Consider the following 14,936-nt stretch of genomic DNA (forward strand, 5'->3'; position numbering starts at 1 on the left):
CCTTACATTTGGGGCTCCGAATGGCTGATTCGAGCAAGTATCTCCGCGGCGGGAACGGGGCGTCCGTAGTAATAGCCCTGCCCGTACAGGCAGCCCATTGCCTGCAGTGAGGCGGCCTGCCCGGCGGTTTCGATGCCTTCGACGATCGCCTCGAGTTCCGCTGCTGAAATGAGCTGCAGGATGGCGGCGACGAATTTCTGCTGGCGGGAGTCCGTTTCGAGGTTGTTGATCAGGGAACGGTCGACCTTGACGGTGTCCGCCGGGAGGTCCCGGAGATAACTGATGGAGGAGTAGCCGGTGCCGAAGTCGTCAATCTGCAGTCCGACCCCGACGGCGCGGAGCTTCTCCAGCACCTGCTGTTCCACCGTCCTCCGGGACATCAGGACACTCTCGGTGATCTCCAGGACCAGGCGGGAGGGTTCGATCTCATTCCTGGTCAGCGTCCCGGTGACGTCTCCGACCAGATCGCTGCGGAGGAGCTCGGCAGCCGAAAGGTTGATGTGCAGGCGGAAGTCCGTCAGCTGAGGAGCCTGTTGTTTCCACCGGCCCAGTTGGGCTATCCCTTCGTGCAGGACCCACCGCCCCAGCTCCAGGATCAGGCCTGTCTCTTCGGCGATGCTGATGAAGTTGTCCGGCATGATGGTTCCGTGAACGGGGTGGTGCCACCGGATCAGGGCTTCGACGCCGGTGACCTTGCCCGAGGCCAGTTCAATCACGGGCTGGTAGAGCAACGCCAGCTGGCCGCTCTCGGCTGCCGTCCGCAGTTCAGCGGTGATCCGGGACCGTTCCTGAACGGCGTTGAGCATGTCAGGGTGGAAAAGCTGTACCTTGTTCCGGCCTTGGGCTTTGGCCTGGTACATGGCAATATCGGCATCCCGCATCATTTCCTCTGCCGAGTAGCCGCCGTCGCGCAGGCAAATTCCGATGCTGGCGGTGGTCCACACCGTTTCAGTTCCGATGTCGATGCTCTCCTGCAGGGCTTCCCACACCCGGTGAGCAATGAGCATGACTTCGTCCGCGCCCGCTCCGGTAATGAGCGCTGCGAATTCGTCGCCTCCGAGCCTGGCGACCGTGTCCGAAGCCCGGACGACGGAGCGAAGGCGGCGGGAAACCTCGATCAGAACGGCATCGCCGGCACTGTGGCCCAGGGTGTCGTTGATGGCTTTGAAGGAATCGAGGTCCAGGACAAGGACTGCCGGTGCGCCACCGCTCTCGGTGCCGGTCCGGATGGCCTCCTGAATCCGCTCGTTGAGCAGGGTCCTGTTGGCCAAGCCGGTAAGAGCGTCGGTCTTTGCCATGTGCTCCAGCTCCACCTGCGTCCGGCGCAGCATGGCCGTCCGGGCGGCCACGCGTTCCTCCAGCTCCGTATAGATGTGCCCGAGCTCCTCTGCCAAGAGGTTGACTCCGGTAATGACCGCGTCAATGGCGTCTCCTCGTTCCGAGGGCTCGATGCGCGCGTCCAGCTCTCCGGCGGCAAGCCGGACAATGCCGTCAACCAAGTGCTCCAGGCGGGGATCCTCAGAGCCTTCCACTGGATTCATGCGTCCCGCGACGCGGGCTGGCGCCGGAGGACCCGGCCTGTCGCCGACTGCGGCCCACCGGAAGGAATAACGGGATTACCGGACGGCATTGAGCCAGTCCGTTGCCTCGCTGCGGGAATTGAAGAACCGGGTGGGGCAGGGAGGTACATGGACGCCGAGGAAGAAGTTCGCCAGTACCCGGTCTACGGGTGATCGCCCCAGCAGGGCGATGCGGGAGGCGTCGCAGGGAATAGACCAGATGCCCCTGGCTTCCCGGCTGACCGAGGCAACGGCTGCCATGTCCACCAGCATCGGGTGTGGCACGCCCTGGCATACCTCGTTGACTTTCGCCATCGCGGCTTTGGCGTCCTCAACCTCAATGCTGATCCCGGACAGCCACCGCAAGTGCACGACGCCGTCGTCGCGCAGTTCGACGCTGCCTTTTCCGCCGTCCACGGTCTCCGGTGCTACGACCACGTCGCCTCCTGAATGGGCTGCCGACCTGTTCGGCAACGTCTCAACGGTACCCCTCCTGCGGGTGGGGTTAGGGTGCGCCCGAGTGTTCGGTGTTGGCCCAGTATCGCCGCTTGCCGTTGCGGGAGTCCTCGTAGACGCCGCCGTTCTTTTCAATCGTCGCCCGGGAGCCGAGGTTATCCTCATCGCAGGTGATCAAAACGCGGGAGATACCAAGTTCCCTGGCCAGCGGCAGGGCATCGGCCAGGGCAGTTGACGCGTGTCCGCGGCGCCGGGCCGACGGTCTCACGCTGTAGCCGATGTGCCCGCCCTCGTTGAGAAGGAAGTCGGTCAATTCGTGTCTGATGGCCAGCGAGCCTAGGAATGTGTCGCCGTCAACGATCCACAGGTACGTGCAAGGGACGTACCCCGGTTTCCGTGGGGTCCCAGGCCACGCATCCTCGAGAAGGAAAGCGACGAAGCGGCGGAATGACTGAAAGTCCCTGAGTTCCTCCAGGGGCCAGTCATCAGCGCCCCCACCATCCCGGCGGGCGCCGTCGAACTCTTCAGACCCCTCCAGCCAGGATGAGTGGAATTTTGCGTCCGGAGCGATAAGTCGAGCCATCACATGATCGTAGCGTTGCTGGTCGCTGGGTTGCGGTTGTCAGCTGCCCTGTTTCTCAGATGAACCTCGGTGCACCTCTGGCAGGGTCGCCACGAGGACGTCGGCAGCGTCGGTCTCATCCAGCGCTTCTTTTCGCGTCGCATCGAGATAGCCGACGTGTCGCTGGAAGGCCGCCTGCGCGCCCTGCGCGTCGCCCGCGGCGATTGCCAGGTAAATGGCCTCGTGCTGGTCGGTCACGGCTTTGCGGTCCAGGAACGAGACGAACACCGAGTTCGTGGCCGGCCGGGCCAGATGCACGGCGGTCATGGCGAGCTCCAGGATCTTATTTTTCGCGGCTTTCGTGATGGCCGTGTGGAACAAGAGGTCGAGGTCCAGCCAGCTGGCCATGTCGATACTGAGGTCCCTCGATGCCTCCACCGGGCGGCGGATAGCCTCTAGGTCATCTTCGGTGCGGCGCCGGGCCGCCAGGTCCACGCAGTGCATTTCAAGAACCCAACGGGCTTCATCGACGTCCTGGACAGTGACGTTTCCGGCGCGATACCAGAGTTGAATCGCGTCGCTGAGCTGTTCGGCGACTTCCTCGGCGTCCGGCACGGCGACAAACGTTCCGCCGTTGCTGCCTCGCGCCGACACCACGAGGCCTGTCGCGGACAGGAGCTTCAGCCCTTCGCGGGCCGTTGCGCGGGCAACGTCGAAAGTGTCGGCAAGTTCCTGTTCGGTCGGCAGGCGTTCACCGGGCTGCCAGACTCCTTGCGAAATCGCGTTCCTCAACTGCCGGGCGATTTGCCCGGATGCATCTTTACGCCCGAGCTGCACGGGCTCGAATCCGGACATGTAGCCCCCTTCTTCCCATCAATGGAAACACAGCCTTTACAAGCGTCAAACCCGAAGGTAATAATTCGTATGTTGAATGTTAGACAATGGAATTCTTCAACGGAGATTACCCCCACCACGGGCGCCGCAGCCCGCCGAACCCGGGCTGAAGCCCACGCCCCCTTCCCTGCGCACCACCAGTAAGGAACAGTGAAACCATGGCCATTGAACGCCCCATCGAAGAGCTGACCGTCGCCCAGGCCCACGCGGCTTTCCTCAGTGGTGAATTCACCTCCGAGGACCTCGTGAAGGCCTACCTGGACCGCATCGAACGAATCGACCGATCCGGCCCGGAACTCAACTCGCTGATTTCCGTCTCGCAAACAGCAGTTGACGAAGCCCGCCGGCTCGACAAGGAACTCGCCGAAACCGGCCGGCTCACGGGACCGCTGCACGGTGTCCCGGTGGTGGTCAAGGACCAGATCGAAACCGCCGGCCTGCCCACGACGTTCGGCAGCATCGCCTCCGGCGACTACCAGCCGGAGCAGGACGCGACCGCCATCGCCAAGCTCCGTGACGCCGGTGCCATCATTCTGGGAAAGACCACGCTCCCGGACTTCGCGACGTCCTGGTTCTCGACCTCCTCGCGCAGTGGGGTAACGAAGAACCCCTACGACCTCTCCCGCGATCCCGGAGGATCGTCCTCCGGAACCGCCGCGGCCGTAGCGGCGAATCTCTCCCTCGTGGGGATCGGCGAGGACACCGGAGGATCGATCCGCCTGCCCGCGTCCTTCTGCGGCCTCGTGGGGCTCCGCGTCACCCCCGGACTGATCAGCCGTGCCGGAATGTCTTCCCTGGTCAAACCCCAGGACACCGCGGGGCCGATGACCCGGACCGTCGAAGACGCCGCGCGGATCCTCGACGTTATGGTCGGCTTCGACGAAGCCGATGATTACACCGCTGCTGCAGTCATTGCAGGTCAAGGCGGTCCTTACGCGGACGCACTCCACGACGCGACTCTGACCGGCAAGCGGTTTGGGGTCCTTCGCCAGGCGTTTGGGGACAACTCCGACCCTGACGGAGCCGCCGTCAACAGCACCATCGAACACGCGCTGGCGTCCCTGGGCGCCGCCGGCGCCGAACTCGTCGACATCACAATCGACAACCTCGAGGACCAGGTGGGCTTCACTTCGCTCTACACCACGCGGTCGCAGTCCGACATGAACGACTTCGTCAGCGCCCGCCCCTCGGTGGGGATTCCCTCCATGCGGCACCTGATCGAGACAAAGCAATACCACGAGAAGCTGGATCTCCTTGAGGCAATCGTGGCTGGCCCGGAACAGCCCACCGATGATTCCCATTACGTGGAACGCCTTCTCGCCCAGACCGCGTTCCAGCGACAAGTCATCGGCATCATGGCGAAGAACAAGCTGGACGCCATCGCCTTCCCGGACGCCAAACTTCCTGCACCCACACGCGAGGACATCTTTGCGGACCGCTGGACCTGCCTGACGTACCCCACCAACACCGTCATCGCATCCCAGCTCCTGTTCCCCGCGATCACCATCCCGGCCGGGCAGACTACTGAGGGGCTGCCCGTCGGCCTGGAGTTCATGGCCGTCCCCTATGGGGAGCGGGAACTTCTGGCACTCGCCGCGGCCTCCGAGGCGGCCCTGCAGGGACGTACGGCGCCGGAGGTCTAGGACATGACTACCACCATCACCATCAACTCGGACCTGGGTGAAGACATCGGGATCCACTCATTCGGCAACGATGAGGAAATACTAAAAATCGTCGACACAGTAAATGTCGCCTGCGGCATGCACGCTGGCGATCCCGGCACTATGGACCGCACCGTGCAGGCGGCGGCGGCGGCCGGTGTCACGGTCGGCGCCCACCCCGGGTTGCCGGACATCACCGGCTTCGGACGCAGGAAGATGGCGATCACCGCCGAGGAAGCCCGCGATCTGGTGCGTTATCAGGTCGGCGCACTTGTGGGCTTCCTGGCGGCCCACGGAACGCCTCTGGACCACATCAAACCCCACGGGGCACTCTTCGGTATGGCCGCCACCGACGAGGACCTTATGCGGGCAATCTGTGAAGTCGCCGGGCAGTATGGTGTCCCCGTCTACGGGCTCGCAGGAACGGCGCACGAGACGGCCGCCGCTGCCTGCGGGGTAGCGTTCGTTCCCGAGTTCTACGTCGACCTCGACTACAGCAAAGACGGGAACCTCATCGTGCAACGGAAACCCAAGGAACGACCGTTGGAGTCTGTGCGTTCCCGGACACTCCAGGCCTTGATGGAAGGGACCGTCACGACTGTGGACGGCACACTCCTGCCGGTCACCGCGCAGTCCATCTGCGTGCACTCCGACCTCGCGCAAGCACCGGCCGTGGCCAGGACTGTACGAGAAGCCCTCGAGGTCGCCCGACTGGGCAACCATTAGGGAGGTGAGGCCAGCCCCCTTGCGTGTGCGGGCTGGCCTCACCCGGCTATTCCGGCCTACCGCCGGCGAGGTGCCGCCCCCGCGCCTCGATCAGGTTTTTTAGGTACCGGGCCAGCACGAGTTTTTCCGCCAAACGCCCTAACGGGCCGAACGGTGCCGTGAACTCGATTCGGTCAATCATCGTGGAGCCCGCCCCATTGTCCGTGAATTCGTGCCTGTGCCGGAACCGCCGAAATGGTCCTTTGACCTGCTCATCCACGAAATAGTATGGCGCTTGCATTTCCGTGACGCGGCTGGTCATTTGAAGCGGAAGGCCAAAGTGCCAGGCCCGCCATGTGACCTCCTCGCCAAGGGAGATCAGGCCAGCTGTCACGCCGGCTATCGCTTCCTCACGGGACTTCGCCATGGAGTCTTTATGGGCATCGATGCTGCGGGCGCGGTCGAACAACTCTGATTTGGGGAGACTTGTGTGCGTTGTGCACTCAAAGGAGACGGCCATCGTCTGAGTATTACAGGTCCAATTGGCGGCTTTGGACCTCGGCATTGGGTCCCCTGTCTCGGTAGCCTGTAGCGCATGGGCATCAAACTGGAGAACGTGGGCATCGCCGTGCGCGACCTCGAAGCCGCGATCGCTTTCTTCACCGACCTTGGACTGACCGTGATAGGCCGGGACACGGTCAGCGGCGATTGGACGGACATCGCCGTCGGCGTCGATGGCAACCACGCCAAGATCGCCATGCTGCAAACGCCGGACGGCCAGGGCCGGCTCGAGCTGTTCGAGTACCTCCACCCCGAGGCAATCGAGACGGAGCCCACCCGCCCCAACGAAATCGGCATGCACCGGGTGGCGTTCTCCGTCGACAGCATCGACAACGCCATAGACATCGCCGCGCGGCACGGCTGCTATCCACTGCGCGGCGTCGCGACCTACAAGGACATCTACAAGCTCTCCTACGTCCGCGGTCCCAGCGGGATCATCGTGATGCTTGCCGAGGAGCTCAAGAAAACCTGATCCCACAGGATGTTGACCACAGGCTCGATCGTCGTCCGGGTGGACGACCTCGAACGCCGGAGGAGTCTGCGCGCAACGGCACTCGGCCGCGATCCGTGCGGCCCACTCCAGCGCCGCCTCATACGAGGTTCCAGGACCGAGAAGCAGCTCAGGCATTTCTTAAGTCGGCATCCTCCGGGGCGCTTCTGGGGCGCCGGCTCGATTCCCGCGGAATGAGGGTGGGCATGAACTTTTGGACTCGAGGCTCCTTGTCCGGCTCGGTGATAAGGCTGATGGCAGCCCTGGCGATCTGGTCCAGAGGGACCCGGACGGACGTGAGGGGCGTCGGCAACATCGCCGAGAGCGGGGTGTCGTTGTAGCCGACCAGCGCCAGATCGGAACCGACCGTGAGTCCGCGCCGGTGTGCCGCTGCGATGACGCCCAAGGCAATATTGTCGTTGGCGGCGAATATTGCCTGCGGCCGGCGGCTCGCGCCGAGCAGGCGCTCCCCGGTCAGGAGACCGTTTTCGATGCCGTAGCCGCCGGCCTGCACCCATTCCGCCGGCAGCCCGAGACCTGCCTCGTCCAGCGCCCGCCGGGCTCCGGCCAGGCGGCCGACGGCTGTGGACGTGAACGACGGTCCCGTCACGACTGCGATGTCCCTATGCCCCAGGTCGATCAGATGCCGGACGGCCAGATAGCCGCCCACCTCGTCGTCTCCCAGCGCGGACGGGCTGTTCCCGTCGGTGCGCAGAACGAGCGCGTGCGTGACCCGGCGTTCCCGCAGGAGGCGGGGAAGCTCGTCGTCCAGGCGGGCTGTCGCGAGGATGAGTCCGTCAACATTACGGTCAAGCAGAGTCTCGGCCGCCCGGCGTTCATCGTCCGGCTCGTCCCCGCTGGTAGCGACCATCGCGAAATAGCCGCGGTCGGCGGCTGCCCGTTCGAGTTCTTCAAACATCAGGGCCATCACGGTATCGCTGAGCCGCGGCACAAGGACTCCCAGGGTCCGGGTTTCACCGCGGCGGAGACTGGAAGCGAAGGAGTTCCTGCGGTAACCGAGTTCCTCGGCCACTTTGCGGACATGGACCGCGGCGGCGGACCTGGAAGCTGTGCCGCGTTCGTCGAGGGCACGGCTGGCCGTGGAAACACTCACTCCGCTGGCGGCAGCGACGTCTCTCAGCGTGACATTGGCGGCTGCGGGTTCCATCGGGGCTCCTCTGCGAGTGGTACTTGGAACCACTCTATTCCCTTCGAATGAAAACGTTCTCTTGACAGTGAGCTGCACCACGTTGCAGAATGAAAACGTTCCCGCAAACGTTCTCATGCTAGCGGGACTACCGACCATCAAAGAAGACAAGAAGGTAGCTGTTATGACACTCGATCTCCGCGGCCTCAGCCCCGCACCTGTCACCCCGTTCACCGAAGATGGCGCTGTCGACTACGCTGCAATCCAGCGTCTGGGTTCATGGCTCGGATCGATTGAGGGCGTGAAGAGCCTCGTCGTCCTGGGGCACGCCGGCGAAGGCACGTTCCTCACCGAAGAGGAGCAGCTGGACGTGATCCGCGCGTTCGTGGCATCGACCGACGGCCGTGTACCGGTGGTGGCCGGCATCACCAAGGAGGGCAACAAGACCGCCGCCCTCGAGGCCAAGAAGGCCGTCGAAGCCGGCGCGGCAGCCGGTCTCGTCTACCCCTCCCACGGGTGGCTGCGCTTCGGATACCAGGACGGCGCACCCCAGTCGCGCTACAAGGAGATCTACGAAGAGTCCGGCCTGCCGCTGATCCTCTTCCAGTACCCTGACAACACCAAGGCGAGCTACAACCTCGACACTCAGCTGGAGATCGCCGGCCAGGAGGGCGTCTTCGCCACGAAGAACGGTGTCCGGAACATGCGCCGGTGGTACACGGAGATCCCTGCGCTGCGCGCCGCGTACCCGGAGCTGCAGATCCTGTCCTGCCACGACGAGTACCTGCTGCCGACAATGTTCGATGTCGACGGTCTCCTCGTCGGCTACGGCAACATCGCCCCCGAGCTGCTCGTCGAACTCATCGAAGCCGGCAAAGCACAGGACTACCCCCGCGCCCACGCAATCCATGAGCGCCTGCTCCCGGTCACCAAGAACGTGTACCACCGCGGCTCCCACATGGAAGGCACCGTCGCCCTGAAGTGGGGCCTCGTGAACCGGGGCATCCTGGACCACGCCACAGTGCGCACCCCGCTCCTGCCCCTGACCGAGGGCGCCGATACCGAAATCGCGGAAGCCTTCGCCGCCGCAAACATCGGCAAGGTCACCACCACCGCCGCCGTCTGACCCCACCCATCACGGGTCCTCACGGGCGGCGGGCCCCCTGGCCCGCCGCCTGTGCCCCAGCTTTTTACTCTCCACCCCGGGCCAACGACGCCCCCAGCAATGTCGCTGTAGAAGGAGGACTCGCCGATGCGCGAGCAGAATAAGACCATCAGCCGCTCAGGTCACAGGGAAGAACAGATGGCAACCCAGCAAGGACACCAGGCCGAAGACGCCACGAAAAAACAACGCACTTTCCTGGGTTACCTGGCCCTGATGGGCCCCGCCTTCGTCGTGGGCGCCTGGCAGTTCGGCCCCGGCAACCTCACCACCGCTGTGCAGGCCGGCAGCCGCTACGACTACACCCTGGTCTGGGTCATCGCAGTCTCCACCATCCTCATGATCTTCTTCACCGACATGAGCGTCCGGCTCGGCATCGCCACACCCACGTCCCTGATCACTTCCATCAAGGAACACCTTGGCAGGCCGCTTGGCGTCTTGGCCGGCCTCGGCGTCTTTGGCATCACCTTGATGTTCTCGGTCGGCAACGCCGTAGGTTCCGGGCTCGGCCTGTCCTTGGTGTTCGGGGGATCCCCTGTCCTGTGGACCGTCGTTTGCACAGCAGCGGTCGCTCTCGTCCTTGCCTTCCGCAACGTCTACGGAATCGTCGAAAAAGCCCTGCTGGTCATCGTCGCCCTCATGGCCGTTGCGTTCGTGGCCAGCGCCGTCGTCGCCCAGCCCGACTGGTACCGGGCCCTTGAAGGCGCCATTCCCTCGCTGCCCGCAGGGAGCGAGATCCTGGTGGTCGCGCTGGTCGGCACAAACTTCTCGATCAACGCCGCGTTCTACACCTCCTACGGCGTCAAAGAACACAAGCGGACCCGCGCCGACTACCGGGACATCACCCTTGTCGACACCATTCCCGGGATCGTCGCCCCCGGCATCATGACCGCCCTGGTCATCCTCGTGGCAGCCTCCGTGCTGGGCCAGACCGGCGGCGAAGCGACGTCCATCGGCGCCCTGGCCTCCATCTTCGAACCCCTCGCCGGGCCGGTGGGCTCGATGCTCTTTGCGCTGGGCCTGTCCGGCGCCGCGTTCTCCTCGATGATCGCCAACGCCACAGCAGGCGGCACCATGCTCTCCGACGCCATGGGCCGTGGAGCGAAGGCGGGCTCACCCGCCGCCCGGATCGTCACGGGTGTGATCCTTGCCTTCGGACTGATCATCACCCTCTCATTCCAGTCCTCACCCGTGGGTCTGATTGTCATCGCCCAGTCCCTCACCGTGCTGATCGCGCCTCTGCTCGGCGTCCTGCTGATCGTCATGAGCAACAAGACGGCAGTCATGGGCGAACTCCGCAACAAGTGGTGGCAGAACTTCTTTGCAGTCGTCGGCCTGATCACCATCGTGGCTTCGTCCCTGCGACTTATCACCCTCCTCATCGGGTAAACGGCCAAGGCAAACGGCAGAAAAGGCGATGCCCTCCCTGGGCATCGCCTTTTCTGTGTTGTCGGCGCGCAGCTGTCTCAGCCCATCCCGCGGTTCGGGCGCTTACCCGCCCAGGACCACGTTCACCGGCGGTTCGCCGGCCAGCATCAGGTCGATCTGGCGCTGCAGCAGCTTCCCCATCCGCGGGCGCATGGCCGAGCTGGCGCCGCCCACGTGCGGGCTGATGATGACGCCGGGGGTCCGCCACAGCGGGTGGTCCTGCGGCAGTGGCTCGGGGTCGGTGACGTCCAGGGCGGCGCGGATCCGGCCCGCCCCGGTGTGCTTGACCAGGGCGTCGGTGTCCGCCACCGGCCCGCGGGCCACATTGACCAGCAGCGCGCCGTCGGGCATGGCCGCAAGGAAGGCGTCGTCGATCAGGTGGCGGGTGGCATCGCTCAGCGGCACGCCCACCACCACAATGTCGTGTTCCGGGAGCAGGCTGTGCAGCTCGCCGATGCCGTGGACGTGGCCGCGGGCATCCTCCCGCGCGCGGCTGGCCACCCGGGTCACGGTGGTCTCGAACGGCAGCAGCCGGTCCTCGATCGCCTTGCCCACGCCGCCGTAGCCCACAATCAGCACCCGCCGGTCCGCCAGGCTGGCCGTGGGCCGGGTCTCCCAGCGCCCCTCCTGCTGGTTCGCCAGCAGCCGCGGGAACTCGCGCTGGCTGGCCAGGATCAGGGCAAGGGTGAGCTCCGCCGTGGAGGTCTCGTGCACACCGGCCGCGTTGGCGAACACCCGCCCGTCCGGCAGCTGCTCGGCGACGCCGTCGTAGCCGATCGACTGGCTCTGCACCAGCCCGGTCTCCACCTGTTCCAGCCCGCGCAGGACCTCCGTGCCGCCCATGTACGGCTGGACCACAATGTCGATCCGTGGCGCCGGCGGCTCGCCGGCCAGGTCCCATTCGAGCACGGTCACTTCCGGGCGGGGCGTCAGGTACTCGCGCAGGGTGGGGTCCGGCAGGCTCACGGTGATATTCGTCGGCATAGCTGCCAGCCTAACGGTGCCGGCGGGGGCGGCGCGCCCGACGGCGGCGCAAGCCCAGCTGGGAGTTTGCCCTCACCTTCGCGGCGCACCGCGCGGCCTTTGGACATGTCCCCCGGGCGGGCATAAATTGCAGGAAACCCCCTAGTTTCATCCGGAAGGCCCTGCTTCATGAACCCCTCGGGACCCCCCCGTCCTGCCGCCCAGCCCGTCACCGCCCAGGGCAAACTGCTCCTGGTCTGGGCGGCCGCCGTCCTTGTGGTGCTGGGCGTGGTCACCGCCGCCGCGATCCGCACGGGACCGGACCCGCGGACCGGATTCCTGGCCGCCGTCGAAAGCCAATGGGAGGAACCGCCCGCGGCGGCGGCCCCGCCGGCGGAACCCCCGCGGCCCGCCGTCGACCTTGACACCGTTGACGCCGGGATTGCCCGGATCCTGGCCGAAAACGCCACCTACCGTATCGGCGTCGTCCTCGCCGACACCCACGGCGGCGAACCGCGCAGCTACGGCGACGGCACCGAATTCGTCGCGGCCAGCACCGCCAAAATCATCACCGCGGCGGCTTACTACCACCTGGTGGAGACCGGCGAGAAAGAGCTGGACGTGCCGCTGGGCAGCTACACCGCGCAGTTCCAGCTCCAGGCGATGGTCAACGCGAGCAGCAACGACGCCTGGCTGCTGCTGATGCAGGACATCGGCTACCCGCAGCTGATTGAGTACGCCGCCTCGATCGGGATCAGCTACGACCCGGAAGAGAACCTGCTGACCGCCGCCGAGATGGCGTCAGTGCTCACGCAACTGTCCGCCGGCACCCTGCTAAACGCGGAGCACACCCAGGAACTGCTCGGCTACATGCAGCAGACCAACAACGAACGGCTCATTCCGGCCGCCGTCGGGCCGGACATCACCGTGCAGCACAAATACGGCGAGCTGGAGGGCTACGTACACGACGCCGCGCTCCTCACCCGCGGCGAGCACTCGTACGCGCTCACCATCTACACCTGGGGTGAGGACGGCGAGAGCGAGGAACGCCTGGCCGCGATCCACCAGCTGACCGACGTGGTGGCGACGGCGCTGCGGGGCTAAGCGGCCCGCGGGTTAACGCGCAGAACCCCGCCGCACGGTGTGCGACGGGGTTCCGCGGTCCAGCAGGGAGTACCGGGTTAGCGGCCGAAAAGCTTGGCGAAGAAGCCGGTCTTGGTGCTGGCTTCACCCTCGTGGCCCTTGCAGCGGTCGGCGCTCTTGACGCCGCGCATGACCTGGTCAACGTGCTGGCCGCAGCCGGCCCAAGTGGTCTTACCGCACTTCTTGCATGCAACCTGTCGGCACATCTGGTTCTCCTTGTTGGTAGGTCCGTCCTTCCTACTATACCCCCTGGGGTATGCGCGGCAAAATGCGGACCTGCGGGAACACCCTGTTCCCTGCCGGCGTTGGTTCCGTACAGTGGCACCAGCGCCGCGCACGCACTGACTTCCGCACCGTACCGAGAGGACCGCTGACATGGCTTACATCAAGGTTGGAACCGAAAACAGCACCGACGTCGAGCTCTACTACGAAGACCACGGCACCGGGCAGCCGGTGGTGCTGATCCACGGCTACCCGCTGGACGGATCCTCCTGGGAGAAGCAGACCACGGCCCTGCTGGGCGCCGGCTACCGCGTCATCACGTACGACCGCCGCGGGTTCGGCAAGTCCAGCAAGCCCACCGACGGCTATGACTACGACACCTTCGCCGCGGACCTCAACACCCTGCTCACCACCCTGGACCTGAACGACGCCGTCCTGGTGGGCTTCTCGATGGGCACCGGCGAGGTGGGCCGCTACCTGGGCACCTACGGCTCGGCCCGGGTGGCGAAGGCCGCGTTCCTCGGCTCACTGGAGCCCTACGTCCTGCAGACGGAGGACAACCCCGACGGCGTCCCGCAGTCCGTGTTCGACGGCCTGCTGGAGGCCGTCACCGCGGACCGGTATGCGTTCTTCACCGACTTCTTCAAGAACTTCTACAACAGCGACACGTTCCTGGGCACGCCGCGGCTGTCCGAGGAAGTGATGCGCGCCGGCTGGAACCTCGCCACCTCGGGCGGCCCCACCGCGTCCGCGGCCGCGCAGCCCACCTGGCTCACCGACTTCCGGGCCGACATCCCCAAGATCGACGTCCCCGCGCTGATTGTCCACGGCACCGCGGACAACATCCTGCCCATCGACGTCACGGGCCGCCGGTTCGCCAAGGCCCTGCCCAGTGCCGAGTACGTGGAGATCGACGGCGCCCCGCACGGCATGCTGTGGACCCACGCCGCCGAGGTCAACGAGGCGCTGCTGGGGTTCCTGGGCAAGTAGCGGCCCGGGGCTGCTTTCGCGGCACCCTCCGGCCGCCCGGGGGCACATCGACACGGGACACGCCGCCGCCGTCCTACATTACGACGGCGGCGGACACCAAAGTGCCCCCGGACCGCCAGCCCGGCTACCCCGGACACCCGGGGACCTATTGCCCGGGAGCCGCAACAGTCCGACGATTAAGGGACCGGGTCCCTCAACCGATATGAGTTGACGCCGGCTTCGAGCCTCCCACCGTACGGGCGGGCTACTTCACATTGGACTGGCACGCCGCCTTCGATCGCGGCGCCACCGCGGTGCGGTCAGGCGGCCGCCGTCCGGAGCTATACATTGCGTTTCCAGGCAGAAGAACGAAGACAATGTCCATCACCAAGCCACCAAGAAAGACCCGCTCCCGGGCGGCCAGGATCGCGCTGATTCCCGCCGTCGCCCTGGGGCTCATCGGAGGACCTGTCGCAGCGGCCGGGCCAGCCTTTGCCTCAACCTCCGAGCGCGGCTGCACAGTCGATCCGCTCAAGCCCATCAAGCACGACAACAAGGACAGAAGCAAAGTCAGAGTGGATTTCCGGATCTATGTGGACTGCAATGGCAACAAGACTGTGGAGATCCGCCAGCTGCGCTTCGAAGACGACCGCGGCCGGAATGACGACTTCCTGGGGAAGTCCACGTTCTGGAGGTCCTTCGATCCCCGTGACGACTCCGTGACGATTCACAGCTACGACCGCGTGCCGAACCTGGACCGCCGGGGCAGCGAGGAGGTTTACCAGCTGGTTTCCTTCCGCGTCCGCAGCGGCAACAGCGACCATTGGTCCGATTGGACCCGCTGGGAAAAGAGTGACGTGGCCAGGCTCCACCGCTGATCACGCATCGGCGCACCACGAGCCAGGGGACATGTCCCCTGGCTCGCTTGCTGCTGCAGGCTCCCGACGGCGGCTGGCGGCGGTGCCGGCCCCGGTACCGGCCGTCCGGGGGCACATTGACACGGGACACGCCGCC

The 14,936-nt window shown here is 65.5% G+C and carries 16 protein-coding genes; 8 read left to right on the forward strand and 8 right to left on the reverse strand.

What is annotated here, in order from left to right; all coding sequences use genetic code 11:
* Positions 1 to 2: 2 nt before the first annotated feature.
* The 4 genes from AR539_RS17105 to AR539_RS17120 form a co-directional block, all read right to left on the reverse strand.
* The gene (locus AR539_RS17105) at positions 3 to 1,541 is read right to left on the reverse strand and encodes a putative bifunctional diguanylate cyclase/phosphodiesterase (RefSeq protein WP_066439521.1); all 1,539 of its coding nucleotides are present in this window, start codon (positions 1,539 to 1,541) and stop codon (positions 3 to 5) included.
* Positions 1,542 to 1,616: 75 nt separating this feature from the next.
* Entirely contained in the window at positions 1,617 to 1,997 is a 381-nt protein-coding gene (locus AR539_RS17110) for a DUF7793 family protein (RefSeq protein WP_066439523.1), read from the reverse strand.
* Between the two features lie 67 nt (positions 1,998 to 2,064).
* Positions 2,065 to 2,598 carry a GNAT family N-acetyltransferase gene (locus tag AR539_RS17115; protein ID WP_066440135.1) on the reverse strand — a complete coding sequence of 178 codons (534 nt, stop codon included), beginning with the start codon at positions 2,596 to 2,598 and terminating at the stop codon, positions 2,065 to 2,067.
* Between the two features lie 39 nt (positions 2,599 to 2,637).
* On the reverse strand, positions 2,638 to 3,432 hold the full coding sequence (locus tag AR539_RS17120; RefSeq protein ID WP_066439524.1) for a FadR/GntR family transcriptional regulator: 795 nt from the start codon (positions 3,430 to 3,432) through the stop codon (positions 2,638 to 2,640).
* Between the two features lie 197 nt (positions 3,433 to 3,629).
* Here AR539_RS17120 and AR539_RS17125 point away from each other — a divergent pair, with 197 nt between their 5' ends.
* Complete coding sequence (locus tag AR539_RS17125; protein WP_066439525.1) at positions 3,630 to 5,114, forward strand: amidase; 1,485 nt, start codon at positions 3,630 to 3,632, stop codon at positions 5,112 to 5,114.
* A 3-nt stretch (positions 5,115 to 5,117) separates the two neighbouring features.
* Complete coding sequence (pxpA, locus tag AR539_RS17130) at positions 5,118 to 5,858, forward strand: 5-oxoprolinase subunit PxpA (protein ID WP_066439527.1); 741 nt, start codon at positions 5,118 to 5,120, stop codon at positions 5,856 to 5,858.
* Between the two features lie 46 nt (positions 5,859 to 5,904).
* Here the strand turns inward: pxpA and AR539_RS17135 are convergent, their stop codons facing one another.
* Entirely contained in the window at positions 5,905 to 6,357 is a 453-nt protein-coding gene (locus AR539_RS17135; RefSeq protein ID WP_066439529.1) for an SRPBCC family protein, read from the reverse strand.
* A 75-nt stretch (positions 6,358 to 6,432) separates the two neighbouring features.
* On the opposite strand from AR539_RS17135, the gene AR539_RS17140 reads away from it, so the two are divergent.
* Entirely contained in the window at positions 6,433 to 6,870 is a 438-nt protein-coding gene (locus tag AR539_RS17140) for a VOC family protein (RefSeq protein ID WP_066439531.1), read from the forward strand.
* A gap of 148 nt (positions 6,871 to 7,018) precedes the next feature.
* Here AR539_RS17140 and AR539_RS17145 read toward each other — a convergent pair whose 3' ends face one another.
* Complete coding sequence (locus AR539_RS17145) at positions 7,019 to 8,056, reverse strand: LacI family DNA-binding transcriptional regulator (protein WP_066439533.1); 1,038 nt, start codon at positions 8,054 to 8,056, stop codon at positions 7,019 to 7,021.
* A gap of 163 nt (positions 8,057 to 8,219) precedes the next feature.
* On the opposite strand from AR539_RS17145, the gene AR539_RS17150 reads away from it, so the two are divergent.
* Positions 8,220 to 9,161, forward strand: a complete 942-nt coding sequence (locus AR539_RS17150) for a dihydrodipicolinate synthase family protein (protein WP_066439534.1) — start codon at positions 8,220 to 8,222, stop codon at positions 9,159 to 9,161.
* A gap of 177 nt (positions 9,162 to 9,338) precedes the next feature.
* Complete coding sequence (locus AR539_RS17155) at positions 9,339 to 10,586, forward strand: Nramp family divalent metal transporter (protein WP_231728647.1); 1,248 nt, start codon at positions 9,339 to 9,341, stop codon at positions 10,584 to 10,586.
* 102 nt (positions 10,587 to 10,688) lie between these two features.
* On the opposite strand, the gene AR539_RS17160 is transcribed toward AR539_RS17155, so the two are convergent.
* A complete protein-coding gene (locus tag AR539_RS17160) occupies positions 10,689 to 11,609 on the reverse strand; it encodes a 2-hydroxyacid dehydrogenase (RefSeq protein ID WP_066439536.1) in 921 nt (306 codons plus the stop codon).
* Between the two features lie 168 nt (positions 11,610 to 11,777).
* On the opposite strand from AR539_RS17160, the gene AR539_RS17165 reads away from it, so the two are divergent.
* On the forward strand, positions 11,778 to 12,692 hold the full coding sequence (locus AR539_RS17165) for a serine hydrolase (RefSeq protein WP_066439537.1): 915 nt from the start codon (positions 11,778 to 11,780) through the stop codon (positions 12,690 to 12,692).
* 77 nt (positions 12,693 to 12,769) lie between these two features.
* On the opposite strand, the gene AR539_RS19555 is transcribed toward AR539_RS17165, so the two are convergent.
* Positions 12,770 to 12,937, reverse strand: a complete 168-nt coding sequence (locus tag AR539_RS19555; RefSeq protein WP_197410661.1) for a hypothetical protein — start codon at positions 12,935 to 12,937, stop codon at positions 12,770 to 12,772.
* A gap of 169 nt (positions 12,938 to 13,106) precedes the next feature.
* Here AR539_RS19555 and AR539_RS17170 point away from each other — a divergent pair, with 169 nt between their 5' ends.
* Together AR539_RS17170 and AR539_RS17175 are read left to right on the forward strand one after the other, a co-directional pair.
* Complete coding sequence (locus tag AR539_RS17170; RefSeq protein WP_066439538.1) at positions 13,107 to 13,943, forward strand: alpha/beta fold hydrolase; 837 nt, start codon at positions 13,107 to 13,109, stop codon at positions 13,941 to 13,943.
* A gap of 356 nt (positions 13,944 to 14,299) precedes the next feature.
* Complete coding sequence (locus AR539_RS17175; protein WP_066439540.1) at positions 14,300 to 14,800, forward strand: hypothetical protein; 501 nt, start codon at positions 14,300 to 14,302, stop codon at positions 14,798 to 14,800.
* Positions 14,801 to 14,936 lie beyond the last annotated feature (136 nt).

This window comes from Arthrobacter sp. EPSL27, assembly GCF_001512305.1.
Classification (GTDB): domain Bacteria; phylum Actinomycetota; class Actinomycetes; order Actinomycetales; family Micrococcaceae; genus Arthrobacter.

Excerpts from the sequence above, each read along its gene's own strand:
- AR539_RS17165 (WP_066439537.1), top strand. The coding sequence starts at position 11,778 with ATGAACCCCTCGGGACCCCCCCGTCCTGCCGCCCAGCCCGTCACCGCC.
- AR539_RS17150 (WP_066439534.1), top strand. The coding sequence starts at position 8,220 with ATGACACTCGATCTCCGCGGCCTCAGCCCCGCACCTGTCACCCCGTTC.
- AR539_RS17140 (WP_066439531.1), top strand. The coding sequence starts at position 6,433 with ATGGGCATCAAACTGGAGAACGTGGGCATCGCCGTGCGCGACCTCGAA.
- AR539_RS17160 (WP_066439536.1), bottom strand. The coding sequence starts at position 11,609 with ATGCCGACGAATATCACCGTGAGCCTGCCGGACCCCACCCTGCGCGAG.
- AR539_RS17120 (WP_066439524.1), bottom strand. The coding sequence starts at position 3,432 with ATGTCCGGATTCGAGCCCGTGCAGCTCGGGCGTAAAGATGCATCCGGG.
- AR539_RS17105 (WP_066439521.1), bottom strand. The coding sequence starts at position 1,541 with ATGAATCCAGTGGAAGGCTCTGAGGATCCCCGCCTGGAGCACTTGGTT.
- AR539_RS19555 (WP_197410661.1), bottom strand. The coding sequence starts at position 12,937 with ATGTGCCGACAGGTTGCATGCAAGAAGTGCGGTAAGACCACTTGGGCC.
- AR539_RS17135 (WP_066439529.1), bottom strand. The coding sequence starts at position 6,357 with ATGGCCGTCTCCTTTGAGTGCACAACGCACACAAGTCTCCCCAAATCA.
- AR539_RS17115 (WP_066440135.1), bottom strand. The coding sequence starts at position 2,598 with ATGGCTCGACTTATCGCTCCGGACGCAAAATTCCACTCATCCTGGCTG.
- AR539_RS17125 (WP_066439525.1), top strand. The coding sequence starts at position 3,630 with ATGGCCATTGAACGCCCCATCGAAGAGCTGACCGTCGCCCAGGCCCAC.
- pxpA (WP_066439527.1), top strand. The coding sequence starts at position 5,118 with ATGACTACCACCATCACCATCAACTCGGACCTGGGTGAAGACATCGGG.
- AR539_RS17145 (WP_066439533.1), bottom strand. The coding sequence starts at position 8,056 with ATGGAACCCGCAGCCGCCAATGTCACGCTGAGAGACGTCGCTGCCGCC.
- AR539_RS17175 (WP_066439540.1), top strand. The coding sequence starts at position 14,300 with ATGTCCATCACCAAGCCACCAAGAAAGACCCGCTCCCGGGCGGCCAGG.
- AR539_RS17170 (WP_066439538.1), top strand. The coding sequence starts at position 13,107 with ATGGCTTACATCAAGGTTGGAACCGAAAACAGCACCGACGTCGAGCTC.
- AR539_RS17155 (WP_231728647.1), top strand. The coding sequence starts at position 9,339 with ATGGCAACCCAGCAAGGACACCAGGCCGAAGACGCCACGAAAAAACAA.